This window comes from Trichloromonas sp. (assembly GCF_034006665.1).
Lineage (GTDB): Bacteria > Desulfobacterota > Desulfuromonadia > Desulfuromonadales > Trichloromonadaceae > Trichloromonas.
The window spans coordinates 37,518-61,282 of record NZ_JAVESI010000009.1 but is presented as its reverse complement, the minus strand read 5'-3'; the positions used below and the strand labels follow the sequence as shown (position 1 = coordinate 61,282).

The 23,765-nt window shown below is 63.7% G+C and carries 25 protein-coding genes and 1 tRNA gene; 7 read left to right on the top strand and 19 right to left on the bottom strand.

Annotated features, from left to right (window positions below; all coding sequences use genetic code 11):
• Nucleotides 1-122 precede the first annotated feature (122 nt).
• The 4 genes from plsY (at nt 123) to RBR25_RS05635 (ending at nt 5,634) form a co-directional block, all read left to right on the top strand.
• Nucleotides 123-710 carry a glycerol-3-phosphate 1-O-acyltransferase PlsY gene (gene plsY / locus RBR25_RS05650; RefSeq protein ID WP_432818564.1) on the top strand — a complete coding sequence of 196 codons (588 nt, stop codon included), beginning with the start codon at nt 123-125 and terminating at the stop codon, nt 708-710.
• Nucleotides 710-1,711: an endolytic transglycosylase MltG gene (gene mltG, locus RBR25_RS05645; protein ID WP_432818563.1), complete on the top strand. Its 1,002-nt coding sequence runs from the start codon at nt 710-712 to the stop codon at nt 1,709-1,711. The genes plsY and mltG overlap by 1 nt, the downstream gene beginning before the upstream one ends.
• Before the next feature lie 119 nt (nt 1,712-1,830).
• Nucleotides 1,831-4,974: a hypothetical protein gene (locus tag RBR25_RS05640; RefSeq protein ID WP_432818562.1), complete on the top strand. Its 3,144-nt coding sequence runs from the start codon at nt 1,831-1,833 to the stop codon at nt 4,972-4,974.
• Between the two features lie 93 nt (nt 4,975-5,067).
• The gene (locus RBR25_RS05635; RefSeq protein ID WP_432818561.1) at nt 5,068-5,634 is read left to right on the top strand and encodes a DUF1318 domain-containing protein; all 567 of its coding nucleotides are present in this window, start codon (nt 5,068-5,070) and stop codon (nt 5,632-5,634) included.
• Nucleotides 5,635-5,737: 103 nt separating this feature from the next.
• Here RBR25_RS05635 and RBR25_RS05630 read toward each other — a convergent pair whose 3' ends face one another.
• The 3 genes from RBR25_RS05630 to RBR25_RS05620 form a co-directional block, all read right to left on the bottom strand.
• Nucleotides 5,738-6,163 carry a septal ring lytic transglycosylase RlpA family protein gene (locus tag RBR25_RS05630; protein WP_432818560.1) on the bottom strand — a complete coding sequence of 142 codons (426 nt, stop codon included), beginning with the start codon at nt 6,161-6,163 and terminating at the stop codon, nt 5,738-5,740.
• 67 nt (nt 6,164-6,230) lie between these two features.
• Nucleotides 6,231-6,833, bottom strand: a complete 603-nt coding sequence (locus RBR25_RS05625; RefSeq protein WP_432818559.1) for an OmpA family protein — start codon at nt 6,831-6,833, stop codon at nt 6,231-6,233.
• Between the two features lie 17 nt (nt 6,834-6,850).
• Complete coding sequence (locus tag RBR25_RS05620) at nt 6,851-7,306, bottom strand: FecR family protein (RefSeq protein WP_432818558.1); 456 nt, start codon at nt 7,304-7,306, stop codon at nt 6,851-6,853.
• 122 nt (nt 7,307-7,428) lie between these two features.
• On the opposite strand from RBR25_RS05620, the gene RBR25_RS05615 reads away from it, so the two are divergent.
• Complete coding sequence (locus RBR25_RS05615; RefSeq protein ID WP_432818557.1) at nt 7,429-7,800, top strand: DUF2784 domain-containing protein; 372 nt, start codon at nt 7,429-7,431, stop codon at nt 7,798-7,800.
• On the opposite strand, the gene RBR25_RS05610 is transcribed toward RBR25_RS05615, so the two are convergent.
• The 7 genes from RBR25_RS05610 to RBR25_RS05580 form a co-directional block, all read right to left on the bottom strand.
• Nucleotides 7,797-8,483 (bottom strand): PilZ domain-containing protein, encoded by a 687-nt coding sequence (locus tag RBR25_RS05610; protein WP_432818556.1) that lies wholly within the window; start codon nt 8,481-8,483, stop codon nt 7,797-7,799. The genes RBR25_RS05615 and RBR25_RS05610 overlap by 4 nt on opposite strands.
• An 89-nt stretch (nt 8,484-8,572) precedes the next feature.
• A complete protein-coding gene (locus RBR25_RS05605; protein ID WP_432818555.1) occupies nt 8,573-9,247 on the bottom strand; it encodes a YkgJ family cysteine cluster protein in 675 nt (224 codons plus the stop codon).
• Complete coding sequence (gene rpsA / locus RBR25_RS05600; protein WP_432818554.1) at nt 9,244-10,452, bottom strand: 30S ribosomal protein S1; 1,209 nt, start codon at nt 10,450-10,452, stop codon at nt 9,244-9,246. Before rpsA ends, RBR25_RS05605 begins: the two co-directional genes overlap by 4 nt.
• 96 nt (nt 10,453-10,548) lie before the next feature.
• Nucleotides 10,549-11,181, bottom strand: a complete 633-nt coding sequence (locus RBR25_RS05595; protein ID WP_432818553.1) for a class I SAM-dependent methyltransferase — start codon at nt 11,179-11,181, stop codon at nt 10,549-10,551.
• 22 nt (nt 11,182-11,203) lie between these two features.
• On the bottom strand, nt 11,204-11,335 hold the full coding sequence (locus RBR25_RS05590; protein ID WP_432818589.1) for an Rdx family protein: 132 nt from the start codon (nt 11,333-11,335) through the stop codon (nt 11,204-11,206).
• A gap of 131 nt (nt 11,336-11,466) precedes the next feature.
• Nucleotides 11,467-12,417 (bottom strand): thioredoxin-disulfide reductase, encoded by a 951-nt coding sequence (gene trxB, locus RBR25_RS05585; RefSeq protein WP_432818552.1) that lies wholly within the window; start codon nt 12,415-12,417, stop codon nt 11,467-11,469.
• A 33-nt stretch (nt 12,418-12,450) separates the two neighbouring features.
• Complete coding sequence (locus RBR25_RS05580; RefSeq protein WP_432818551.1) at nt 12,451-12,735, bottom strand: ArsR/SmtB family transcription factor; 285 nt, start codon at nt 12,733-12,735, stop codon at nt 12,451-12,453.
• Between the two features lie 154 nt (nt 12,736-12,889).
• Here RBR25_RS05580 and RBR25_RS05575 point away from each other — a divergent pair, with 154 nt between their 5' ends.
• A complete protein-coding gene (locus RBR25_RS05575; protein WP_432818550.1) occupies nt 12,890-13,360 on the top strand; it encodes an HAD family hydrolase in 471 nt (156 codons plus the stop codon).
• A 45-nt stretch (nt 13,361-13,405) separates the two neighbouring features.
• On the opposite strand, the gene RBR25_RS05570 is transcribed toward RBR25_RS05575, so the two are convergent.
• The 7 genes from RBR25_RS05570 to miaA form a co-directional block, all read right to left on the bottom strand.
• Nucleotides 13,406-13,609 (bottom strand): tautomerase family protein, encoded by a 204-nt coding sequence (locus RBR25_RS05570; RefSeq protein ID WP_432818549.1) that lies wholly within the window; start codon nt 13,607-13,609, stop codon nt 13,406-13,408.
• Between the two features lie 149 nt (nt 13,610-13,758).
• A complete protein-coding gene (locus tag RBR25_RS05565; RefSeq protein ID WP_432818548.1) occupies nt 13,759-14,823 on the bottom strand; it encodes an AI-2E family transporter in 1,065 nt (354 codons plus the stop codon).
• 47 nt (nt 14,824-14,870) lie between these two features.
• Complete coding sequence (locus RBR25_RS05560) at nt 14,871-15,839, bottom strand: calcium/sodium antiporter (RefSeq protein WP_432818547.1); 969 nt, start codon at nt 15,837-15,839, stop codon at nt 14,871-14,873.
• A 117-nt stretch (nt 15,840-15,956) separates the two neighbouring features.
• A complete protein-coding gene (gene secF / locus RBR25_RS05555; protein WP_432818546.1) occupies nt 15,957-16,889 on the bottom strand; it encodes a protein translocase subunit SecF in 933 nt (310 codons plus the stop codon).
• Nucleotides 16,890-17,855: 966 nt separating this feature from the next.
• Nucleotides 17,856-17,930: transfer RNA gene (locus RBR25_RS05550), tRNA-Gly, on the bottom strand.
• 59 nt (nt 17,931-17,989) lie between these two features.
• Entirely contained in the window at nt 17,990-18,595 is a 606-nt protein-coding gene (locus RBR25_RS05545) for a nucleoside deaminase (RefSeq protein ID WP_432818545.1), read from the bottom strand.
• A gap of 58 nt (nt 18,596-18,653) precedes the next feature.
• Nucleotides 18,654-19,565, bottom strand: coding sequence for a tRNA (adenosine(37)-N6)-dimethylallyltransferase MiaA (miaA, locus tag RBR25_RS05540; protein ID WP_432818544.1), 912 nt, complete (start codon nt 19,563-19,565; stop codon nt 18,654-18,656).
• A 164-nt stretch (nt 19,566-19,729) separates the two neighbouring features.
• Between miaA and pcnB the strand changes: the two genes are divergently transcribed.
• Nucleotides 19,730-21,013, top strand: coding sequence for a polynucleotide adenylyltransferase PcnB (gene pcnB, locus RBR25_RS05535; RefSeq protein WP_432818543.1), 1,284 nt, complete (start codon nt 19,730-19,732; stop codon nt 21,011-21,013).
• A gap of 36 nt (nt 21,014-21,049) precedes the next feature.
• Here pcnB and RBR25_RS05530 read toward each other — a convergent pair whose 3' ends face one another.
• Complete coding sequence (locus RBR25_RS05530) at nt 21,050-22,999, bottom strand: transglutaminaseTgpA domain-containing protein (protein ID WP_432818542.1); 1,950 nt, start codon at nt 22,997-22,999, stop codon at nt 21,050-21,052.
• Nucleotides 22,986-23,732: a DUF58 domain-containing protein gene (locus tag RBR25_RS05525; protein WP_432818541.1), complete on the bottom strand. Its 747-nt coding sequence runs from the start codon at nt 23,730-23,732 to the stop codon at nt 22,986-22,988. The genes RBR25_RS05530 and RBR25_RS05525 overlap by 14 nt, the downstream gene beginning before the upstream one ends.
• Nucleotides 23,733-23,765 lie beyond the last annotated feature (33 nt).

Below are 23,765 nucleotides of genomic sequence, written 5' to 3'. Positions count from 1 at the left end.
TTTCCCCGTTGCCGTGGTAGAAGCAGGTGCTTTTCCCCCGGGCAAGAGGGAAGATCGAACCCGGTACCAAAAATCCGTCCGAGGCGGCTAGGGCCGCCCCTTTCCTCCCGTCGGAGAATCCCGTGAGCTTCCTTCTCTTCATCGTCATCGCCTACCTGATCGGCGCCATTCCCTGCGGCATCGTCCTCACCCGCCTCTTCGGCAAGGCAGACATCCGCCAGGCCGGCAGCGGCAACATCGGCGCCACCAACGTCTACCGCGTGGCCGGTCGCGGCCTGGGCATCGCCACCCTGATCGGCGACACCCTCAAGGGGGTGCTGCCGACCTTCTTCGCCACCCAGTCCCCCGGCTTCTCCGCCGCGCAGATCGCCCTGATCGCCGCCGTCACTTTCCTCGGCCATCTTTACCCCGTCTACCTTGGCTTCAAGGGGGGCAAGGGGGTAGCCACCGCCCTCGGCATCTTCCTGGTCCTCTCGCCCAAGGCGGTACTGGTCGCCTTCGCGGTCTTCGCCCTGGTGCTCTGGAAGTGGCGCTACATCTCCCTCGGTTCGATCAGTGCCGCCGCCGCCATCCCCTGGCTCGTCCTGCTCTTCGAAGGTTCCGTCTGGCTCTTCGGCGCCGCTCTCTTTATCGGCGCCATGGTGATTGTTCGCCATCGCGGCAATATCGAACGCCTGAAGAACAGCAGCGAAAACACCTTTAGCTTCTGATGCGCCGTCGCTCCAAACTGATCGCCGCCCTGGCGGCTCTGCTCATTCTTGCCCTGAGCCTGCCGGTGATCCATGTCCGCCGCTTTCTCGACCGGCCGGTGGCCCCCCCCCAACGGCGGGTGGTGGAAATCGCTCCCGGCGCCCCTTTCACCCGGGTTGCCAGATCCCTGGCGGAGACGGGCGTAGTCGCCGACGCGCACCTCTTCCGGCTGCTGGCCCGCTGGCGTGACGCCTCCCAGCGGATCAAAGCGGGGGAGTACGCCTTCGAAGACGCCGCCACCCCCGAGCAAATCCTGAACCGCCTGCTGGCCGGCGATGTCCTTCGCCATCCCTTCACCGTCCCCGAGGGCTGGACCCTGCGCGAGATTGCCTCCCGTCTGGAAACGGAAGGGCGCGGCTCCGCCGAAACCTTCCTGCGCCTGGCCCGGGCACCAAAGATGCGCGAACGCCTGAAGATCGACGGCCCTTCCCTGGAAGGCTACCTCTTCCCCGAAACCTACCAGCTGACCCGCGACATGGACGAAGCGGCGCTGATCGAGGCGATGGTCAGGGAATTTCGCCGCCGGTTGACCCCGGAGATTCTCGCCGGAGCGAAAGAGCAGGGACTCGACCGCAAAGAACTGGTGATCCTTGCCTCCATCGTGCAGAAGGAAGCGGGCCATCGTGAGGAGATGCCGCTGATCGCCTCGGTCTTCCACAACCGCCTGACGGCGGGGATGCCCTTGCAGGCCGATCCGACGGTCATCTACGGTATCGAAAACTTCGCCGGCAACCTGACTCGCCGCCATCTGCAGACCGCAAGCCCCTACAACACCTACCGCCTCCCCGGCCTGCCTCTCGGGCCCATCGCCAATCCCGGGGAGGAAGCCCTGCGCGCCGTGGCCTTTCCCGCCCAGAGCGACTATTATTATTTTGTCGCCAAAGGGGACGGCACCCACATCTTCGCCAAAACCCTCGCCGAACATAACGCCAACGTCCGCCGTTATCAGCTCAAACGCTGAAGACCGCGGCGCCCGCGACCGTTCTCCGGCACTTTTTTCCCGATGATCGTGAATTTTCTCGCTCTCGTGAGCGAATCCGTCGATAATTCAGGATATTCCCCTTTATCCACTACGGGCCGATGACGCTGCTTTTCCTTCGACACCTGCTGGGGCTTCTACTGACGCTCTCCGTGGCCCAGTCCGTGGCCGGCTGGAAACTGGCCGACTACCTCGCCGGGCACGTCCTGCGTCCGACCCTGATCCGCCTTGTCGAATACGCCCTCGATGCCGAGCTGAGTCTCGGGCGCCTGGAGCTTTCGGCCTCGCACCTGACGGTCGCGGAACTGACCCTTACCCGTCCCGAGTCCTTCACTATCGATATCGCGGAAGTGGACATCCGCTTTCGCCTGTCACGCCTGTGGCTGCGCCGCATCGACGCCGTGCGCCTGCACCGTCCCCGAATCGACGTGAGCGCAAGGCCCTCGGCCAGGGCCGGAAACACCTCCGGATTTCCCGCCATCCCGCCCCTTGAAGTCGCGCTGCTGCGCATCAGCGACGGCTCTTTGGCCATAACCCTGGAGGATCAGCGCTGGGATCTCCGCGATCTAGCGCTCGACCTGCACGGCACCCAGAGTCCCCATTTCGAAGCGCGGGCCCGCCTCGGCGACGAGCCGGGACTGCCCCTTCTTCTCGCCGGGGAGGGAAGCTGGGAAGAGCGCCCGACCCTGACCATCCGCCGTTTCGAATGGGACGGCACCCCTCTTCTCGATGCCCCCTTGCACTTCCAGCTTGACAGTGCCGGGGCCAGCGTCGCCGGACGGGCGCGTCTGCCCCGGCTGAACCGCGCCGAACTGGAACGTCTCGCCAAGACCCTGGTCTTCCCCCTGAACCTTCCCGAAGGCTTCGACTTCACCGCCGTCAACCCGGAACTGGCCGTGGCTCTTCAGCCGGGCGGGCTCGAAGTGGGGGTGGCGGTCCCCGCCGCCGATCTGCGTCAGGACCGGCAACAACTGACCTTCGAAGCCTTCAGCCTGAGCCTGCGTCGGCAGGCGGATCGCAGCTGGCGGGGCGAAGGTCGCCTGACCCTGGAACAGCAGGCGCACGCCACCTTCAGCGCCCGTTACGACGCCGACACGTTGAGCGGCGAATTCGACTGCATCCTCGCCGACAGCGGTGCTTTTCTCGCCCGCTTCAACCCGCATCTGCGCCGCGAGCTGAGCGGCGGCGGGGTTCTCGACGGCACCTTTTCCTGGGCCCCGAAACAGCTCGCGATCCAGGCCAGCTTCACCGGCCGCCCACCGACAAAACGCACCGCGGGTCATCTTCTCGACCTCACCCCTCTACAGCTCTGGTTCTCTCTCCAGGGAGCACCCGACCGTCTCCGCTCGGAGGCGCGCCTGCTCGTCGACAGGCGCCCCCTCTTCAGCCTGACGGGCACGCTGAACCGGTGGCGCTGGCGCCTCGAACCCGTCGACATTGCCGATCTGACCCCGCTGGTCGACGCCGGCCGTATTCCCGAAAGCCTGGAAAATCTGCGCGGGCTTGCCGGCAGCGGCGAGCTGCACCTCCCCTCCAAAGGGGAATTGAGCGGCCTTTTCGACCTGCGGGCGACGGAATTCAACACCTCCGGTCTGGAGGCCGAGGCCCTTTTCGCCAGCGGCGAGTTCCGACGCAAGCCCGCCGGCACCGAGATCCGCGACCTGCGTTTCGCCGGACACCTGCGCGCGCCTGATATGGGTTCGGGCCGGATTGCGGGTCGCGCCGACATCCATCTGGATCCCAAAGAGATCCGCTTGCGCCTCGCCGGTCTGGAGTGCGATGCCCTGGAATGGCTCAGCCGCGACGGTCTGAGCGGTCTGAGCGGGGGCAAAATCCGGCTGGAGGGTAAACTCCACCACAGGCGCGGGGAAGAAGCCGTGGAGCTCGATCTCGCCGGCAGCCTCGCCGTCGGCGAGGTGCTCCACGGCGCCTTTTACGCCGACTTGAGCGACCACGAAGCCCAACTGAAACTGGCTGGGCGCGCAGACTGGACGGCGAAGAGCCTTAAGGCCCGGGAGTTCGTCCTGCACGTTCCGGAACTGGTGGAAATCCGCCTGGCCGGGCTGGTCACTCCGGAGGTTCAGGAACTGGACGGTACCCTGGAGAGCGCACCGCTGACCCCGGCCTTCGCCCGTTACCTGCATGCTCCGCTCGTGGCGAGGAATTCCCCCTTCAGCGAACTGGTCCTCGACGGCCAATTCGGCGCAGGCCTGAAGCTGCGCCGGACGGCGGAGGGGTTGAGTCTGAGCGGACATTTCGAACCCCGGGATCTGACCTTGGCTTTGCCCGCATCCCAATGGGAGATCGCCGGGCTCAACGGCCGCCTTCCCCTCCTTTACCAGCAGGGCGCCCTGCTCACCGAAACGGAGTCCCGCTCCGGCCAGCTCGATTTCTCCGGGATCACCCTCGGCCCACTGCATCTGGAAACGGGCTCCTTGCCCGTGCAGGCCGTCCCCAACCGCCTGACGGTCGCCACCGTCCCGGAAGGTCGGCTGGCGGGGGGGAGCATGCATCTTGCCGATCTGCGCGCCGCTCTCGAAACCGACGGCCCCACGCTCGCGGCCCGCATCCGTTTCGAGGAGATCGACCTCGCGCAACTTGCCCGAGAACTGGACTGGGCGCCCCTTTCCGGCCGCCTCAACGCCGATCTCGGTGACATCCGCTATGTCGACAAGACTCTGATCTCCGCCGGAACGATCCGCGCCGAACTCTTCGGCGGCACCCTGGATATCGCCAAGATCCGCCTGGGCGACCCCTTCTCCCGCTACCGCACCCTGCACGGCGACATCGAATTCTCCGGCATCGACCTGCAGCAGCTTACCCGAACCTTTGAATTCGGTGAAATGAACGGCATCCTCGACGGCCATATCCGCGATTTGCGCCTCTTCGGAACCGTCCCCTCGCACTTCAGCGCCGAGTTGCAGACTCGCGAGGAAGGGCGACGCAACATCAGCGTCAAAGCCCTCAGGAACCTCAGCATCCTCAGCCAGGGCGCTCTTGCCGAAGCCCTCTCCCAGGGCATCTACCGCTTCATCGACTTCTACCGCTACCAGAAGCTCGGGCTGCGCTGCACCCTGAACAACGACAGTTTCCGGCTGCGCGGCCTCGCCCGGGAGGGGGAAAGCTCGTACTTGGTCTATGGCGGCCTGCTGCCGCCCAAAATCGACATCATCGCCTCGGAACGGGACATCTCCTTCAAAGAGATGCTCAAACGGCTGAGCCGGATCGAGCGCGCCGCCCGTTGATTTTTACCGGTCGCAACCTATAATGCCCGGGGGAGAACTTTCGGGATCGTTCCGCCCACGGAGCGGGCATCCCCAAACGAAGGGAGAATATTCATGAAAAAACTGCGTTATCTCGCACTTCTGGCGGCAGCGGCCGTCGTTTCCTGCGTGACCATCAACATCTATTTCCCCGCCGAGGAAGTGCGCGGCGCCGCCGACAAGATCGTCAATGAGGTCTGGGGGGAACGAGCCGAAGAAGCCCCTCCCGCACCGCCTCAGGGCGAACCGAGCAGTTTCCTGCGCCTGGGTCCGGCAGCCGCCTACGCCGCCCAGGACATCAATGTCAGCACTCCGGAAATTCGCGCCCTGCGCGAAGCGATGAAAACCCGGGCGAGCGCGCTCTTCCCCTATCTGGACGGCGGTCAGGTCGGCATCGGCCGTGACGGCCTGCTCAAAGTGCGCACCACCGAAGGCCTCGATCTGCGCGCACGGGGGGAAGCGACGCGCCTGGTGACCGTCGAAAACAGCGACCGGCAGCGTCTGTACACGGAGATCGCTCGGGCCAACGGCTTTCCTGATCAGGCCGGTGAGGTTCAGGCGATCTTTGCCGAATCCTGGCGCGCCCAGGCTGCTTCCGGCTGGATGCTGGAAGACGAAAACGGCAACTGGACGAAAAAATAGCTGCGCCGACAACGACGGAGGCCGCGTTCCCCGGCGGAATGCGGCCTCTTCTCTTTATTGCGGCGTGGATTTTACGAAACGGGAGGGGACGTGCAGCGGTCGGCTAGGACTCTTTGTCGATGGGAGCGATGCGTACCTTGCCCGCGCCCCGACCGAGAATGCCGAGCTCTTGGGCAGCGGCGCGGGAGAGATCGATGGTGGTTTTTTTCTGCGCGCGGCAGCGGTCGTTAACGGTGACCGTCACTTCCCGGCCGTTGACGGGATTGACGACGCGAACCCGGGTGCCGAAGGGGAGATGGGGATGCGCGGCGGTGAATTTCTCGTGCCGGTAGACGGCCCCGGAGGCGGTGCGGCGCCCGGCGAAATGCTTGGCGTAAAAGGTGGCAATCGCCAGGTCACCCTTGCCGGCGGGCTTGCCCGAAGCGCCCCAGGCGTCATCGGAAATGGGCGTTAAAGCCAGCAGCAGCACCGGCAGGCAGGGCCAAAGGATTTTCCGGAAAACCCGGAGGATCACATCGTTCTTTTGCATAGGCTGTTTTTTACTACAGACCGGGATTTTTCGGCAACAAGATTCGTGCCTGACCACGGAAAAGGACTCAGCGCACCACCACCTCGACCCGACGGTTGCGGGCTTCGGCGACTTCATCGGCGGTGGGGACCAGGGGATTGCCCTCGCCATGGGAGGAGATCTGGATGAATTCACCGCCGATCCCTTTGTCAACGAGCAGGGCGCGGACGACCTCCGCCCGTTGCAGGGAGAGAGCGGCGTTGTAGGCGGCGTCACCGGCCCGGTCGGTGTGGCCGATGACCAGAACATCCTGGGAGTGGCGCTCTTCGGCGGCGTGGAGAATATCGGCAAGCCGCTGGCACGACTCGGCGGTGAGGGTATCGGAATCAAATTCAAAATAGAGCAGATAGCTGACCGGCGCCTGGGGCTGTGCGGCCAGAGCGGCAGCGAAGAGTGCACGCTCCTGCGCGGAGACCGGTACGGGGGCCCCGGGCGGGGTGTGGCGATCGCCGAGATGAAGCGCCTGCCCGTCGCGATCGAGGACCGCCTCGCCTCCTTCATTGCTGACCTTGAGGGCGCCGACCCGTCCGGAGTCGTCCGGAGTCAGCACAATGAGATTGTCTTTTCCGGCGCACCCACTCACGGCGACCGCCAGCGCCACGCCGGCGAAGAATCGATGAATCCCTTTCATAACATCCCCTTGATGACTTATTCGTCGCCGCCGAAACGGGCCATGAAGTTGCTTTCCTTGAGCATGCTGATGGTCCCCGACGGGGTTTCCAAAGTGACGGCGTGGGGTGCCAGCTTGCCCAGCAGGCCGGAGAGATAGACGAACGTCCCCTGTTCCATGCGCAGTTGCAGAGCATATTTGTTCCGGGCCGGGGAAAAGTCGAACTTGTCCAGAGCCAGCCGGCTCATCGGTCCCATGGAAAGGAGGGTGTTATCTTCAAGGAGAATGCCCACCGCGCCGTCGGAACCGGTCAACAGGGTGTCGTTGAGATAGACCTTCATGTTCGGAAAGGCCGGTTTCAGGGCTCCGGCGCGCTGGATGGAGACCATACCGCTGGTCCCCTTGACGCGACCGATATGGGCCGGTTCGGTCTGTGCGCCGGCGAAAGCGCCGAGCATGAGCAGGGCCATACAGAAGAAAAGAATCTTTTTCATCGTCAACTCCAGCCGGAAAATCCCTGTCCATCGGGACGTACCGCTTTAATCTATAAACGACTTCCGCCCCTCGTCAATCGCTTGCGCGCCTTTATTCTTCCGCCGTCGGAAACGGACCCGTCATGCTTTATACCCTGCTGGCCAAGGTGACCCTGCTGAGCCATCTCGGCTTCATCCTCTTCGTCCTCTTCGGCGCCCTCGCCGTCCGCCGCCGGCCGTGGCTGGCCTGGCTGCACCTGCCCGCCGGCGTCTGGGGGACGCTGGTGGAATTGACGGGCTGGTTCTGCCCTCTCACCGACCTGGAAAACCACTGCCGCCGCCTGGCCGGTGAGGCCGGCTACACCGGCTCCTGCATCGACCACTATCTGACGGCACTGATCTATCCCGACGGCCTGAGCCGCCCCCTTCAGATCCTCCTCGGACTGGGAGTCCTCGTCCTCAACCTGTGGCTCTACGCCGGGTTGATCCGCGCACGGCGCCGGGAATCCCCCTAGCCGCTCCGCAAAAAAGCCTTGAGCAAAGCACATTGCCGTTCCGAGACCTCCAGAAACTCGACCCCGATTCCCGGCAGGCCGTCGCTCTTTCCTCCCCAAGGGCGACACCAGCAGACCCGGGCGGCGAAGTCCAAGTCCTGACCCTGACCCGGGAAGCGTATCCGGAGGGTCGTACCGACCTCCCAGATCCGCGCCGAATAGAAAAAAGCACCACGGCAGGAAAGATTGAGCGAGACCGAAGTCTCGGCCACGGCGAAGTCCGGCGTGACGGAGAGCCAAGCCGAGACGTACTCTTCCCGGCGTTCTTCCTCGCGCAGGGAACGGGCGGGAAAGGTACGACACTGGCCAAGAAATTCCTCCAGGCTGACGGAGCCGCTTAAGGAACTGATGCCGTGCAAACTGCCGTCCGCGGCCGGCTTGACCCGCAGGAAGGGATAGATGTTCTCAAGACGCCGCAACTGCTGTTTGAGTTCGGCGTCGGCCTTCATGGAAAAACGGATATCGGCGATGACGCCATGATAGGCGGTTCGCCCGTCCATCATCGCGACCAAATCCCGCAGATCCTCAGCCCGGCAGCAGTCGACGGCGTGCGCCGCCAGTTCGGCGCGACACAGCTCCTCGGTCTTTTGGTCCCGGATCAGCAGCAGGATGCGCAGGTTTTCGGGCACATGAGCTACCGTCATGGCGTCTTTCGTCTCTTTGGGTCAGGTCGGAGCCGGAGAAAAGCCTTTCTTTCTTAATTAGCAGGGGTCCGGCGACAAAAGCAAGAAAATCATCGGGAAAGAGCCCCTCCGCAAGAACCGGGGAGTGTAGCGAAATCCATGAGCAGGGCCAGGGGGATGAAGGTATCCAGCTCCTTGCGCGGGGCGCCGAGTAGAGAGTAGGTAAACTCGCCAAAGAGATTGAGCTCCGCTTCAAAAGCGCGGCGGAAGTTCCAGCGCAACTCAGGCAGGGCGAGAGGATCGACGGCGGTGAAGTTGAGCGTGCACCAAGTGTCGGAAAAGCTTTCACCGGAACGGTCGATGTTGGGTAGACCGTGCAGACGGCAGGTCATGGGCCGGAAGGCGTAGACCAAGCAGCGACCGTCCTCCCCGAGCAAAGGACAGGGCGTGGCATCCTCCTCGGGCATCTCGGTCCATTCCGCATCGGGGAGATGGTTGAGCAGATAGGGGGGACCGAAGCCGGGCCAGCGCTCTTGCAGTTCGGATAGCCGCGCCCGGGACTTGGTCAGCGCCGCTGCCCGCACCGTCTCCGGCAACAGCTCGAAGCCCCGGCGCAGTAGGGCGGCGTCCATCAGGGTGATGTCGAAGAGCCCCCGGCAGCAGCCGGAGCAGCCCGGCCGGCAGTGAATATGCCGGCCGGCTGTCTCCAGGCAGCGGGCGAACCAGGCATCCACCGTTTCCAGCAGAGCCCGGTAGTCGTCGAGGATGGCGGACTGATCTCTCAACGCCGTTTCTTCTTCTCCTGCTGTTTTTTCAGCAGTTCGCCGAAAGTGCCCATGCCGCCCCCGGAAGATTGGGGGATGTACTGACGGAAATCCTCTTCGGGCTCGGCTTCGGCGGCCCCTTCCCCGCCCACCGGAACCAGGGAGACGCGGCGCGCCTCGACCTCGATCTTCTCAACCTTCACGGTCAGGCTCTCCCCTTCCTTGACCGCCTCGCGGGGATGGTTGATACGCTTGCCGCCGCCAAGCTTGGAGATATGCACCAGGCCGTCGATCCCCTCGCCGAGGGCGACGAAGGCGCCGAAGGGGGCAAGGCGCACGACCTTACCGGTGACAACCGTCCCCTCGGGGAATTTCTCGGCGACGGTTCTCCAGGGATCGGCCTGAGCCTCCTTGAGGCTGAAGGAGAAGCGGTTGGCGTCCCAGTCGAGACTTTTGACGGCGACCTCAACCTTCTGGCCGATGGACAGCACCTCGTTGATATCCTCAACCCGCCCCCAGGCCACCTCGGAGATGGGAACCAGACCCTCGATGCCGCCGATGTCGACAAAAGCGCCGAAGGGCTTGAGCTGGGTGACGACGCCGGGAACGGACATCCCCTCGCGCAGGGTCGCGCGCAGCGTTTCACGCTGAAGACGCTGTTCCTCTTCGAGGATCGCCCGATGGGAAACCACCACGTTGCGTCCCCGTTCGGCGTATTGACTGATCTTGAAGGAGAGGCTTTTGCCGATGAACTGCTCGGGGTTCTCGGTGCGGCGCAAGGCCATCTGCGAAAAGGGGCAGAAGGCCCGGGTGCTGCCGGCGAGCTTGACCTCGTAGCCGCCCTTGATCTCCTTTTCTACCGTTCCTTCGACGGGGATGCCGCTGCGCCAAGCCTCTTCGAGCTGGGCGTTGCCGCTGCCGCCGCCGAGCCGGGTGGTGAAACGCAGCTCGCCCCCGGCGCGGGAAAGGAAATAGGCGGTGAGCACATCCCCCTCGGCAACCTTGAGATTGCCGTCGGCGTCGAGCAGCTCTTTTCGGTCGAGAACCCCTTCCCCCTTCTGCCCAACATCCAGAAAGACCCAATCCTTGGTGATGCTGAGAACCGTCGCCTCAACCTTCTTTCCCGGCTCCAGCTTGCCGCCGCCGGGGGCGGAAAAACTCTTCTCGAACAGTTCGGCGAAACTCTCCTCGCCGGTATCTTCCCTATCGTCCATCTCGTCAACCATCGCCCAGATCCTTTTAGAGTGAATTTGCCGCCGGAACCCGCGCCCCGCCGGACATGCCCAGGGATTGTACCCGCCTTCGCCCCCGCGACACAAGCACTACCTGGTGCAAGCGAAAGTCCCGCCCCGGGTTCCCCGCAGCACATAAAGCGCCGCTGTCGCCGGATCCCGGCTGGCAAAGATCTCGTGGCCCTCGATCCCGAGGAAATATTCCCCCTCCAAGGCGAAATGTCCGGCCATCTCCCGTTCAAGAAGCGCCAGGTTCGTATGGCGAATCTTGCGCACGTAGGAATCGGGCTCGGCCTGCTTGGTCTTGAAAAAGTGCGAGGACGGATTGAGCAGCATGACAATGACCCGGCCGTCGGGGCGCAGCACCCGGGCAATTTTGGCGATGGCCGTCTGGTAGTCCTCGATGAATTGAAGGGAAACGATGGAGATCACCACATCGAACGAGCCCGCCGCAAAAGGCATCTCTTCGGCGCGGGCGGCCACGGTGCGCAGTCCGTCAGGGGCCCCTTCCAGCGCCTGGGCCGAAACGTCGAGACCGACCACGGAAAAGCCCCGGTCGAGCAACGCTCCTTCGATCGTGGCCGGACCGCAGCCGACGCTGAGAATGGCGTCTTGCGGATGCAGATAACGAAGGACATACTCCAGTTCGGCGGCGAAGACCGCTCGCCAGAAACTCTTTTCACAGGCCGCGCGATAGCGGGCCGCTTCGGTTTCCTGATCCATGACCGCTCCCAGGGTTGGAGGACTAGATTTCGTGGAGAATCGCCACGACCTCTTCGACCTCGGGATAGCGGCGCTGCTCCAGCCGGGAGAAAACCGGGGAGCCGTCGACGACGACCGCGAACTCGCTCCGCTGCGGCCCCGCTTCGATATCGATATCGGCGGCGGGAAATTGTGTTTTGAGATCCGCGGCGAGACTCGCCGCTCGGGGCTGCTGTCCTCAGGAAGGACAGTAGAGGATTTTGATCTGCATGGATGGACTCCTTTCCTTGGTTTATATGGAATGTGTTACAAACTATCGAGATAGCGTTCGGCGTCGAGGGCCGCCATGCAGCCGGTGCCGGCCGAGGTGATGGCCTGCCGGTACATGTAATCCTGCACATCGCCGGCAGCGAAGACCCCGGGGATGCTGGTCTGGGTGGCGAAACCGTCGGCGCCGCCCCGGGTCTTGAGGTAGCCGTCCTTCATCTCCAACTGGCCGGCGAAGATGGCGGTGTTCGGGGAATGGCCGATGGCGATGAAGACCCCCTGCACGGCGACCTCTTTGGTCGAGCCATCGCGCACATCCTTGATGCGGATGCCGGTAACACCGCGCTCGTCGCCGAGAACCTCATCCAGCACCTGGAACCACTCGATCGTCACCTTGCCCTCGGCGGCCCGGGCCTTGAGCTTGTCGGCCATGATCTTCTCGGAACGGAACTGGTCGCGGCGATGGACGACGGTGACGTGGCCGGCGATGTGGGAAAGGTAGAGAGCTTCCTCCACGGCGGTGTTGCCGCCGCCGATAACCGCCACCGGCAGATTGCGGTAGAAGAAGCCGTCGCAGGTGGCACAGGCGGAAACCCCCTTGCCCATGTAGGCATGCTCGGAAGGAAGGCCCAAGTAACGGGCGGAGGCGCCGGTGGCGATGATCAGGGCGTCGCAGGTATACTCGCCGCTGTCGCCGGTGAGCCGAAAGGGGCGCTGTTGGAGATCGGCGGCGACGATGGTGTCGTAGACGATACGGGTATCAAAGCGCTCGGCGTGCAGACGCATGCGCTCCATCAGATCGCCCCCCTGCACCCCTTCGGGGTCGCCGGGCCAGTTGTCGACTTCGGTGGTGGTGGTCAGCTGGCCGCCGGGCTGGAGACCGGCGATCAGCAGCGGATTGAGATTGGCCCGGGCCGCATAGACGGCGGCCGTGTAGCCGGCGGGGCCGGAACCGAGAATGATCAGACGATGGTGTTCGGTAGCGCTCATCAACAGATTCCTTTCCGATGAAAATCAGGGGATTCAGGCGGGGGGCGCCGGAGCGTCCCGCAAAAGGTCAAGCAGGCCGCCGACCAGCTCCGGGCGGCAGACATAGTAGCAGCGCTGGGCGCCGTCCTGGGTGAAATCGACAATGCGGGCACCACGGAGAATGCCGAGGTGTTGGGAGATGTTGGCCTGCGAGGCGGGAAGCAGATCCTGCATGCTGGTCACGCACTTGGTGCTCTGCAACAGCTCGGCGACGATGCGCAGGCGGGTGGGATGGGCCAGGGCCTTCAACACGACAACCCAGTCTTTTTCGATCACCACAGGCGGCTCCTCTCCAAAAATATATTCGAATATCCTTATACCAAGGAGAGTCGTCCCTGTCACCCCTTTTCTCGCGGCGGAGGCCCTTGACACGCTTGCAGCCGCGGCCAATGTCGCCTATCCTGTCCCGGTCCTTTTCGCGAAAGGCTCCACCATGCTGCGTATCGCCATCCCCAACGGGCCGACCTTCGTCCTGCACCATCTGGTTCTCGATTACAACGGCACCTTGGCCGAGGACGGGATCCTGCTCCCCGGCGTCGCCGAAGGCATCGCCGAACTCGCCCGCCACCTGCACATCCACATCCTCACGGCGGACACCCACGGCACGGTCGCCGCCCAGGCCCAGGCCCTCCCTTGCCGGGTACAGATCATCGGCGACGGCCATCAGGACCGGGAAAAGCTCGCCTACGTCGAAAGCCTGGGGGCGGACGCCGTCGTCTGTGTCGGCAACGGCAGAAACGACGGACTGATGCTCAAGGCCGCCGCGCTCGGCATCGCCCTGATCCAGAAAGAAGGGGCAAGCGTCGCGACCCTGCTCAATGCCGACGTCGTCTGCACCAGTATCACCGACGCCTTCGATCTGCTCCGCAAGGACGGCCGACTGAAAGCGACCCTGCGCAACTGAACGGGAAGGTCGCCACGCCCCCGATGAAATCGGCGGCACGAAAGACTATTTCCCGGCTTTCCGTCGAACCGTGATGGTCTCGCCGCCCACGCCCCAGTTGTCCGTATCAACCTCGTCGATGACGACGACGGTCGTCGCCGGATTTTTGCCGAGGACGTCGACCAGCAGTTGGGTCGCCCCCGCGATTAACCTGGCTTTCTGCTCGGGAGTGACTCCCTCCCGGGTGATCTTGATGTTGACGTACGGCATGATGCGGCTCCTTTCTACGGTGCCGTTGATGAGCGCGGCGGATAACGGCGATCCGCGGCAATGGCCAAGGGCGACAACTTGTCGCAATCCGAACCGGACATGACCAGCATCAGCTTGATGCGTTATCGTTATTGGGTAGCAACGAGCAATTAGTTTTCTGTAACGTCAATGTCATCCAGATGCGCCGCCCATTCCCGCCACACGGCCCAGACTACCGCAAGAACAATGGGGCCGACGAACAGTCCTACCAGACCGAAGGCGAGAATCCCGCCGAGAACGCCGAACAGCACCAGCAGAAAGGGAATGGCGCTGACGCTGCTGATGAAGAGCGGGCGCAAAAGGTTGTCGGCCTGGCTGACCACCAGGGCGCCCCAGGCCCACATGCCGAGCGCCGCTCCCACCTTGCCTTGGGAAAGCAGCCACAGTCCCGCCCCACCCCAGAGCAGCGGGGTGCCGAAGGGGATCAGGGCGAAGAGGGCCGTCATGGTGCCGAGGGTCACCGGTGAGTCCAGCCCGGCCACCCAGTATCCCGCGCCGGCCAGGCTCCCCTGTACCAGGGCGGTCAGCAGCACGCCATAGACCACGGCGCGGTTCGTGTCCGCCACCGCTTTGAGATAGCCGTGGGCCCTCGCTCCGAGATAGCGCTCCAGCACATGGCGCAGTTCCAGCATGATCCGGGTGCCGTCACGGTAGAAAAAGAACAGAATCAGCACCACCAGGACCAGCTTGACCAAGTTCCTTCCCAGTCCGCCAACCAGGGCTGCCGCCTGGCTGGAATGGGCCTTGAGCCAGATTTTCCCGGCGGCGATCACCGAGTGGGGATCGGCCAGCAGCAGCTCCCGTTTTTGGGAAAGCCAATCGCTGAGGCCGGGCACCCCCCGCAGCCAGTCGGGGACCGGCGGCGGCAAAGTAACGAATTCCTGGAAGAGGGGGTAGAGCCTGCTAACCTCCTGTTGCGCCAGCCACCCCAGCCAGAACAGGGGAAGAAAGAGGGTGAGCGCCACCAGCGCCGTCATTAGCCCGGCGGCCAGGCTGTCGCCGCCGCCGCATTTTTTCCGCAGCCATTGGGCCACCGGCCAGGAGGCGTAGGCCAGCACTCCCGCCCAGGCCAACGGCGACAAAAAAGGAGTCATGACCAGAAAGGCGAGAAGCGTCAATCCGCTCAGGGCCAGCCAGGGAACCAGGCGACGGCTGATGGGCGAAGGCGTGGGCATAGCGGTTTCCTTTGCACAGCAGGGGGGAGGAAGCAAGGGACGGGCCGCTACCCCAGGGCGCCGACGGCCAGATAGAGGGTGTAGCCGACATAGCCGGCCAGCAGCACGACCCCTTCGAAACGGTTGATGCGCCCGGGGCCGCGCACCCCCCAGCCGATGAGGAAAAGCGCCAGGGTCAGGCTGGTCATAACCAGCATATCGCGGGAAAAGACCTCGGCAGCCACGGGCATGGGGCGAATCACCCCGGCGATGCCGACCACCGCCAGGGTGTTGAAGAGGTTGGAACCGAGGATATTGCCCAAGGCGATATCGTGTTCCCCCTTGCGCGCCGCGATCACCGAAGACGCAAACTCAGGCAGAGAGGTACCAACGGCGACGATGGTCAGGCCGATGATCAGATCACTGACACCGAAGCCATGGGCGATCGCCACCGCCCCCCAGACGAGGAGGCGGGAACTGCCGATGAGCAGGAGCAGGCCGATGCCAACCCAGAAGAACGCTCGCTTCATCGGCATGGTCTGCCCGGAGAGTTCCGCATCCATCTCCTGCCCCAGCGCATCGGCCTTCTTTCCCATCCCCTGGCGAATCGTCCAGCCCATGAGTACGGCGAACACCCCCAACAGCACCAAGGCATCCAGGCGGGTGAGCTCGCCATCCCAGATCTGATAGCCCGCCAGCAGGGTCACGGCGGTCAGGATCGGCAATTCCTTGCGTAGCACCTGCGAATGCACGGCGATGGGGCTGATCAGGGCGGTGACCCCGAGAATCAGGGCGATATTGGTGATGTTCGAACCATAGGCATTGCCCAGAGCGATGCCCGGACTGTTCTGCATCGCCGCCAGCGCCGACACGACCATTTCCGGCGCCGAGGTGCCGAAACCGACCACCACCATGCCGATCAGCAGCGGCGGCATGCCCAAATGCCGGGCAACGGAAGCGGAACCGTCGACAAAGCGATCGGCGCTCCAAACGAGTAAAGCCAACCCGAAAAGCACGGCGAAAAACGGGACAAGCATAACGATTCCTCCAGAAAGAATGTTCCGATCAGTTTACAACCGGCGGGGATTTTTGCTCATCAAAACCACTCCATGAAAGGCCGGATCAGAGACTCCTCCGCTCCAGCCTTTTATCAATTATCCAAAGGGTTTCGCCTCAGGCCGCCGGCTCAGGGATGGGCGGCGCTTTTCCCAGAAGAGAATCAGGGCGCCGGCGACGAAGACGCTGGAATAGGTTCCGGCAAGGATACCCACGAGCATGGCGAAGGCGAAGCCGTGGATGACGTTGCCGCCGAAAATATACAGGGAAGCCACCACCAGCAGGGTCGTTCCCGAGGTCAGAATGGTGCGCGACAGGGTTTCGTTGATGCTGCGATTGACCATCTCCGGAAAGGTTTCGTCCAGATTCCGGACGAGGTTTTCGCGGATGCGGTCGAAGATGACGATGGTGTCGTTGAGGGAATAGCCGATGATGGTCAGCAGCGCCGCGACAATGGTCAGGTCGATCTCGATGTCGAAGATCGAGAGAAACCCCAGGGTGACCAGCACATCATGGACCAGCGCCACTATGGCGGCCACGCCGAAGCGATATTCGAACCGCCAGGAGAGATAAATCAGCGTACCGATCATGGCGTACCCCAGAGACAGCAGCCCCTTGCGACGCAGATCCTTTCCCACCTGCGGGCCAACCATCTCGCTGCGCAACACTTCCAGGCCACTGTCGTCCGAGCCGTTTTTCAGAGCCTGTTCGATTTTTTTCGTGAAATGGCTCATCTCATCCCCGGTCTGCTGCGCCCGGATCAAAAATTCGTTCGCCCCGTCTCCGAACTGTTGGATGGTCAGGGAATCCAGCTTCAGGTCTGCCAGATAGTCTTTGATGACGGACGCCGGAACGGGGTCAGAAAAACGGACCTGAACCAGAGTGCCGCCGGAAAAGTCGACGCCGTAGCTGGGGCCGCCCTTGAGAACCAGGGAGAGGACGCCGGCGAGGATCACCAGCAGACACAGAATGACAGCAATGAGGTTTTTACCGACGAAATCAAAATTACTTTTGGGATTAATGATCTGCATAAGGTCTCCCGGGACACTGCCGAGGGGGAGAAAACCGCCCCCCGGCGAAAGGTCGAAGGCAAACGAGGGCGCGAGTCTCACCGACAGAGGACGGATCACGCACGCCCAAAAGGCGTCGGAATACACCGCCCGAACGGCGGCAGGCGCCACGGGACTTTCCCTGTTTGCGAGGGATCGCGAGTTGGCCTACAAACTTGGGATTATGCGTGCGGGGGAGGACGGGGGAGGGACGGCGACTGCCAGGCAGCGGGCGGGGAAAGCGAAGGGGCATCATTCCAGAGACAGCACGGGAACGCCGACCTGGAATCGGTTATGAAAACCCCGCTTGCGGGAAGAGCGGGAAGGCTCTCGATGAGTGGCTGAACGGATTTGGATTTCGGCGTAGGCGTCCCCACCAGTTCCAGCGAAGTTGTGGGGGTGGTGAGGGTATCGCCTTGGCGGGAGAGATTGGAGGAAGCGGAGGGAAAGCCCGAACCCAGAGCCAGGCTGAAGGTGACAACCAGCCAGGTCCAGAGGAGAACCACCTGAGAAAAATTTTGCCGTGAAAGGGTTTGCCCTGACATGCCCGCCGTCCGCTTTCCTTTGCCGCGACCATCGAGTGTGGGCGCATCGTAGATGAGCGTCGCGAGGAAGTCCAGAGAATTAAAAGATGCGCCCCCCCCTGTTCGAGGATGGCCCGGCGCTGGCCAGATCGACGCCATCACCCTCCCTGGCGGCTGCTCCGAAGCGCGGTGCGCCTCGGTGTGACATTGGGGTTGAAGTCATTTTCATGCCGGTCCGGCACCCGCTTGCGGAGTAGCCAAGGCACGATTTGGGCACAATCTGGGCACCGTGGGATTTCGGCCTGAAACAGTGCAGGGGAGACGCGCGGCGGCCGGGGTCCTCAAGAACGGGGGAGAGAACCGCAAGCCCCTGAAAGGAAATGAAAAAAAGCCCGGTCATTTGACCGGGCCTTCGTTGTTTTTTTGGAGCGGGAAACGAGATTCGAACTCGCGACTTCAACCTTGGCAAGGTTGCACTCTACCACTGAGTTATTCCCGCTCAATCGCGGCGGCTTTCGCCGTCGGGATGGGTTTAATAACAAAAAGGCCGGGGGGCTGTCAACCAGTTTTTTCGTTTTTTCCTTCCCGGAAGCCCGGGCCGCCGTTGTAGATTTCCCCGCCCTGCTCGACATAGGCGTGCAATACCGCCGTCGCATCAAAACGGCGAACGTCGCGGACGACCTCAATCCCCCGGCGGCGCAGCAGATTCGGCCAGTCGGCGGGTTTATCCCCTTCGTCAAAGCCGATGGCACGGGCATCCTCATCGCGAGCGCCGCAGACCAAGCGAACCACTCCCGACCAGGGAACGGCGCCGAGGCACATGGCGCAGGGTTCGGTGGAACTGACCAGCTCGAAACAGCCGCCCTCCAGACCGAGCTGATGCAGGCCGAGACGCTGCTGCGCCAGGGAGAGGGCGACGATTTCGGCGTGGGCCGAGGAGCAATGACCGGGCATGACGAGATTGACGCCGGGGGCGATCAAACGGCCGCTCTCCAGGTTGAACACCGCCGCGCCGAAGGGACCGCCGCCGCTTTCGATATTGCGCCGGGCCAAGGCGATGGCAAGATCCATGCGCTCCTCGACGGTGGGGAAAAGGCGTTGCGGATCGGGGATGAGATCCTCCACCCAGTCCGGCAGGCGCAGACAAATTTCGGAGATCGTCATAGGGGAAATCCTTTATGCAAGGCTGAAACTGTTGATTAATTTGGAAATGCTTTTCGGGTCAGGAAGCCTGCCGCCAGAGGACGAGAAGTTCCGACAGGGGGTCGCCGGCGCCGTCGAGCCAGTGGATCGTCGTCCCCTGGCGCTCCATGCGCCTAAACCAGGTTTCCTGGCGCTTGGCGAACTGGTGGATGGCGCTGGCCAGTTTTTGGCTCAGGTCGTTGCGGTTAAGTTGCCCTTGCAGGTATTGGGCGACGAAACGGTATTCGAGCCCGTAAAATTCAAGGGTTTCAAAGGGTACGCCGGAACGGTGCAGGGACTCGATCTCCTCGATCATCCCCTGGGCGAGGCGTTCCTTGAGGCGGGCGTCGATGCGCCGGTGCAGGGCCTTGCGCTCCCAACGCATCCCGCAGACGAGCGGCCGCAGTTCCGGCAGCGGGGGGAATTCAGCGCTCGCCCTCTCTTCTCCCTCGGCGATCTCGATAGCACGTAACAGCCGCTCGCGGTCGAGGGTGTCGGTGGTGTTGTGCAACCGGGGGCGCAACGCCGCCAGGCGCACGGCGAGCTGATCCAGCGTGAGGGACGCCAGCTGCCGACGCAGTTCGGGGTTTTCCGGCACGGGCACCAGCCGATAGCCGCGCAGCACGGCATCGAGATAGAGGCCGGTGCCGCCGACCAGAACCGGCAGCCGGTTCCATCCGTGAATCTCGGGGAAGACCGCGAAGAAGCGACGCTGGAACTCGAAGACGTTGAACTCGGCGCCGGGATCGACGATGTCGATCAAGTGATAGGGGATCTCGCCGTACTCGGCCAGATCCTTGCCGGTGCCGATATCCATCCCCCGATAGACCTGACGGGAGTCGGCAGAGAGGATCTCCCCGTTCAAAGCACGGGCGGCGCCGACGCCGAGGCGGGTTTTGCCCGAGGCGGTCGGGCCGAGAATCACCAGCAGGTTCCGTGGCGTATTGTTCATGAGCGGCAGCTTTCCGTTTTCATATCGAAGGTCGTGTTCAGAGGGCATTCTAGGGATTCGCGCCTCCCCTGGCAAGGCGGCCGTTTTAAAACTTCACTTTCCCTGGCGATTTTGCTACATTGGCGCGGTTTTTCCCCCTTCGAAAGCGATCACTATTTTCGACCATGAGCGACACCCCGGAAAATCCGACGGCCACCCCGCCCGTCATCGTCCCCCGCGCCGAGCACGGCATTTCCCGCAAAAACATCGACGAGAATACCCTCAAGGTGCTCTATCGCCTGTCACGCCAGGGCTACAAGGCCTATCTGGTCGGCGGCAGCGTACGCGATCTGCTCCTGGGACGCACTCCCAAGGATTTTGACGTCGGTACCAACGCCACCCCCAATCAGGTCAAGAAGCTTTTCCGCAACTGCTTTCTCGTCGGGCGCCGTTTCCGTCTCGCCCATGTGCGCTTCGGCGCCCATGACGTTGTAGAGGTCGCCACCTTCCGCCGCCAGGCCCAGCCCGACGACCTGCCGGAAGATCCCGCCGATCACTTCTTTTTCAGCGAGAATGTTTTCGGGACCCCGCAGGAAGACGCCTTCCGCCGGGATTTCACCATCAACGCCCTGTTCTACGATATCCAGACCTTCTCCATCATCGACTACGTCGGCGGGCTAGCCGATCTCGCGGCGCGCCGCCTGCGGGTCATCGGCGATCCGCTGGTGCGCTTCACCGAGGATCCGGTACGCATGTTGCGCGCCCTGGAATTCTCCGCCCGCCTCGGCTTCTCCCTCGACGACAGCGTGCGCCAGGGAATCTACCTGCGCGCTTCGCTCATCGCCGAGGCGGCCCCGGCCCGCATCCGCGAGGAGCTGATGGAGCTCTTCCGCCACCGGGTTGCCGGACAGGTGCTGCGCAACGCCCAGGGGATGGGGCTGCTCCCCCATCTGCTCGCCGGCTACGAGGCGGAAGAAGCGACCTTTACCCTGCTTGATCGCATCGACCTCCGCACCGCCGCCGGCACCCCCATCGAGGAGCACTTCGCCCTTGCCGCCCTCTTCCTCGACCGTTTCCTGCGCGCCTGCCCCCCCGAGGGAGAAGCCACCGTCACCGACGCGGTGCGCATCGCCGGACTGATTCTCTCCCCCCACTGCAACTACTTCCACATCAGCCACGGCACCCGCCATCAGGCGCGGGAAATGCTGATCGGCTGCTTCCGTCTCGCCCGCGGCCTCGGCAAACGCGGCGAACGGCGCTTCCTCCAGCACCCCATGACCCCCCAGTCGCTGGAACTCTTCGCCCTGTGGCACGCCGATGACCCGGAGCAAACCGCCCTGGCCGAGGAATGGCGGCTCGCCCTGCGCCGGGACGAAGAATTGCTGCAACGCAAAAGCAGCGAAAGCCCCCGCCCCAAACGCCGCAGGCCCAGGAGAAAAGGCAAAGGCAGACCGAAGACTGAAGGCTGAAGACTGAAGGGAAAAGCAAAACCCTTTGGCCTTCCTTCAATCTTCGGTCTTCAGCCTTTCCCTCCTCCTCATCTCTCGTACAATTTCCTGCAGTCTCCTGTACTCCCCCTCTTCCAGCTTCCGATCACGATAGATCGCGCCACCGTAGAGTTCGGCGAATTCCCGGGCTAGGGGATCGTCGAGCCGCTCGGCCAGTTCGCGCAGGCCGACGGAGTCGGGGATCGCCGCCAGGCCGTGGCGTTTCGCCGTCTGGCGCAGAAATTTGCGCAGCAGGCGTTCCTCGCGGCTGGTGCCGCGCCGCCACAGACGCAGACCGCCCCAGGCCAGAGCCGCCAGAACCAGCGCCCAGGCCAGGGGCGCCCCCGACGGGCGCGACTCGGAAGCGGCGGCGGACGGAGTATTCCGCCCGCGCAACCGGTCGCGCACGTCCTTCACCGCTTCCCACTGGCGGCCAAAATCGTAGGTGATGACCGCCTGGGTCCAGAAATAGTCGATGCCGTCGGCCAGGCGCCGGGCCAGACCGGGTCCCCGTGAGCGGGCGTCGAGAAAATCGCCGGCGGCGTTGGCGGCCAGCCGGGTGGGATCAAGGCGCTGCCAGCGGCCATCCTTATGCAGTACCTCGACCCAGACGTGAGCGGTGGCCTCGGCTACAGAGTAATAGCCGCCAAAGGCGTTGTACTCGCCGCCGTAATAGCCCCCCACCAGCCGCGCCGGAATCCCGGAGAGGCGGGCCAGCTGGGCGAAGGCCGAGGCGAAGTATTCGCAATAGCCGCGCTTCTTCTCGAAGAGAAAAGCATCGACCGGATCCTCTCCTTCAGGCAGGTCGCTGGTCGCGTACTGGAGATCCTGCCGCAGGAAAAAGCCTTCGAGCAAAGCGACCCGCGCCGCCACATCCCCCCCCTCACCGGCAATCTCTTCGGCAACGGCGGCGACCCGTGCGGAAACGAGGGTCGGCGGGCGCAGGTAAAAAGTGCGGTCGATCCGTCCCCGCTCTGTCAGCACGCCGTCCGGCACGGCCGTTTGCCGGTAGCGGATCTGCCGATCGCTGGTACGATGGGTCGCATACACCCCCTCCCCCAGCTCCCGGGAACGCACTTGCGCAAGCGCCAGGGGCAGGTCGAGGGTCGGCAGATAGCGTCCCTGACGGGGGGCGGCGAAAAACTCCAGTTCCACCCGCCCGTCGCCGACCACCTTCGTTATGGCGCCGGAGGGAGGCGTTTCCCGCACCCAAGTCTGCCCGTTCAGGGCGTTGAGCACGATGGTCCGCCAGTAGCGCTGCGCCATCGGCAGTTGCGGTCCGGCGACGCGAAAGGCGATGTCGCCGGTGGCGGACATCTCGGCGTAATGGCCGGGACGGACCTGATCGCTGAAACCGACCTCGGCACTGGCGGGGGGATTGAGAAAGTGCCAGAGGGGCTGTTCGGTGCGCGGCAGAATGACGAAAAAACCGAGCATCAGCACCAGAGAAGCCGCCGGCAGCAGCAGGGCAAAGGCCAGCACCCGGCGCAAGGAACGACGTTCCAGGCGCAGTTCGGGATCCTCGCCGTGAAAGCTGAGGAGGACCAGACCGACGGTGACCAGCGTCACCTGCGCCGTCAGATAGAAGAGATAGCCGAGTTCGAGGCTGAGCAGCGAGGAACCGGCCAGGGCGAGAATCGCCAGGACGAAAAGTTGCAGATAGTTGCGCCCGCTGCGTTCGGTGACCAGGCGCAGGCAAAGGAGGAAAACAAGGACGTTGACCGCCGGTTCGACCAGGCGGGCACCACTGACCTGGGGGAGATAGTAGACGAGAACGGCGAGGGCCGTCAGGGTCGCCGGGATCGTCGGCAGGACGAGGGCGGCCCACCGACTGCGCAGCAGCCCAGCGAGTAGGGCGAGGGGAAAGAGGAGGCGCGCCCCGCCGTCGAGATAGGGATAGAGAGGGGCGACCCCGGCCAAGCTGACCAGCGCCGCCAAAAGATCGAGAAGGGTGCTAATCCTGACCATGGTCCCCCAAAGCCGCCAGCAGGCGCAGACGATGGGCGCGGGTCACGCCCGGCGGCAGCAGCCGTCCACCGAGGCGCAGCCCCACCGGCCGCTCACGCCGAATGTAATGATTGACCAGATAGGCCGCCCCCTGCAAGCGCTCTTCGAGACCGCGCCCCGGCAACTGTTCGGGATCGATGACCACCGGCTCGACGGCGGTCGCGGCGAGCTCCTTGACCAGCAGGCGGCCGGTGCGGGCAGAGAGCTTCCAGTGAATCAGCTTGAGAGGTTCGCCGCCGCGATAGTCGGCGATCTGCGCCGGTTCCCCCTGCGGGCCGCGTCCGGTGACGACCTTCTCCCCGAGGCGGCGATCGTCGCCGGCGGCTGCCGGCGGCGGAACCGGCCGCGGCGCGGGAAAGACCAGCACCGGCTGATCGAGGGGCAGGTAGCGGGAGCGCACAAAGAAGTTGACGGGAAAGATCGAGCTGAGGCGGGCGCCAGCAATCGTCTGGCGGCCGCGGGTGGAGAAGTTCAGGGCAAGCTCCGCCTCGGCGGTCTCCCTGCCGCCGACCACGAGAAAGAGAGCGCTGCCGTCGAGAATGCTGACCCGCAACAGAAAAACCGGCAGGCGTTTGTCGTTGCGCAGCCGCAGCCGCGCCGTCACCGGCCGCCCGGCATAGATCTCGTCGGGGAGCAGAAGGTGGATATGCGGGCGACCGAGGTTTCCCTTGCCGAGGAAACCGGAGACCGCCATGAAGCCGAGCAGTGCCGAAATCAGCAGATAGAG

Coding starts and splice junctions, on each gene's coding strand:
- RBR25_RS05575 (WP_432818550.1), top strand. CDS start 12,890: ATGCTGCGTATCGCCATCCCCAACGGGCCGACCTTCGTCCTGCACCAT.
- RBR25_RS05625 (WP_432818559.1), bottom strand. CDS start 6,833: ATGAAAGGGATTCATCGATTCTTCGCCGGCGTGGCGCTGGCGGTCGCC.
- miaA (WP_432818544.1), bottom strand. CDS start 19,565: ATGAACAATACGCCACGGAACCTGCTGGTGATTCTCGGCCCGACCGCC.
- RBR25_RS05640 (WP_432818562.1), top strand. CDS start 1,831: ATGACGCTGCTTTTCCTTCGACACCTGCTGGGGCTTCTACTGACGCTC.
- RBR25_RS05560 (WP_432818547.1), bottom strand. CDS start 15,839: ATGCTTGTCCCGTTTTTCGCCGTGCTTTTCGGGTTGGCTTTACTCGTT.
- RBR25_RS05630 (WP_432818560.1), bottom strand. CDS start 6,163: ATGCAAAAGAACGATGTGATCCTCCGGGTTTTCCGGAAAATCCTTTGG.
- RBR25_RS05615 (WP_432818557.1), top strand. CDS start 7,429: ATGCTTTATACCCTGCTGGCCAAGGTGACCCTGCTGAGCCATCTCGGC.
- RBR25_RS05635 (WP_432818561.1), top strand. CDS start 5,068: ATGAAAAAACTGCGTTATCTCGCACTTCTGGCGGCAGCGGCCGTCGTT.
- RBR25_RS05525 (WP_432818541.1), bottom strand. CDS start 23,732: ATGGCGGTCTCCGGTTTCCTCGGCAAGGGAAACCTCGGTCGCCCGCAT.
- trxB (WP_432818552.1), bottom strand. CDS start 12,417: ATGAGCGCTACCGAACACCATCGTCTGATCATTCTCGGTTCCGGCCCC.
- RBR25_RS05530 (WP_432818542.1), bottom strand. CDS start 22,999: ATGGTCAGGATTAGCACCCTTCTCGATCTTTTGGCGGCGCTGGTCAGC.
- RBR25_RS05570 (WP_432818549.1), bottom strand. CDS start 13,609: ATGCCGTACGTCAACATCAAGATCACCCGGGAGGGAGTCACTCCCGAG.
- pcnB (WP_432818543.1), top strand. CDS start 19,730: ATGAGCGACACCCCGGAAAATCCGACGGCCACCCCGCCCGTCATCGTC.
- RBR25_RS05565 (WP_432818548.1), bottom strand. CDS start 14,823: ATGCCCACGCCTTCGCCCATCAGCCGTCGCCTGGTTCCCTGGCTGGCC.
- secF (WP_432818546.1), bottom strand. CDS start 16,889: ATGCAGATCATTAATCCCAAAAGTAATTTTGATTTCGTCGGTAAAAAC.
- RBR25_RS05620 (WP_432818558.1), bottom strand. CDS start 7,306: ATGAAAAAGATTCTTTTCTTCTGTATGGCCCTGCTCATGCTCGGCGCT.
- RBR25_RS05545 (WP_432818545.1), bottom strand. CDS start 18,595: ATGACGATCTCCGAAATTTGTCTGCGCCTGCCGGACTGGGTGGAGGAT.
- RBR25_RS05610 (WP_432818556.1), bottom strand. CDS start 8,483: ATGACGGTAGCTCATGTGCCCGAAAACCTGCGCATCCTGCTGCTGATC.
- RBR25_RS05595 (WP_432818553.1), bottom strand. CDS start 11,181: ATGGATCAGGAAACCGAAGCGGCCCGCTATCGCGCGGCCTGTGAAAAG.
- rpsA (WP_432818554.1), bottom strand. CDS start 10,452: ATGGTTGACGAGATGGACGATAGGGAAGATACCGGCGAGGAGAGTTTC.
- mltG (WP_432818563.1), top strand. CDS start 710: ATGCGCCGTCGCTCCAAACTGATCGCCGCCCTGGCGGCTCTGCTCATT.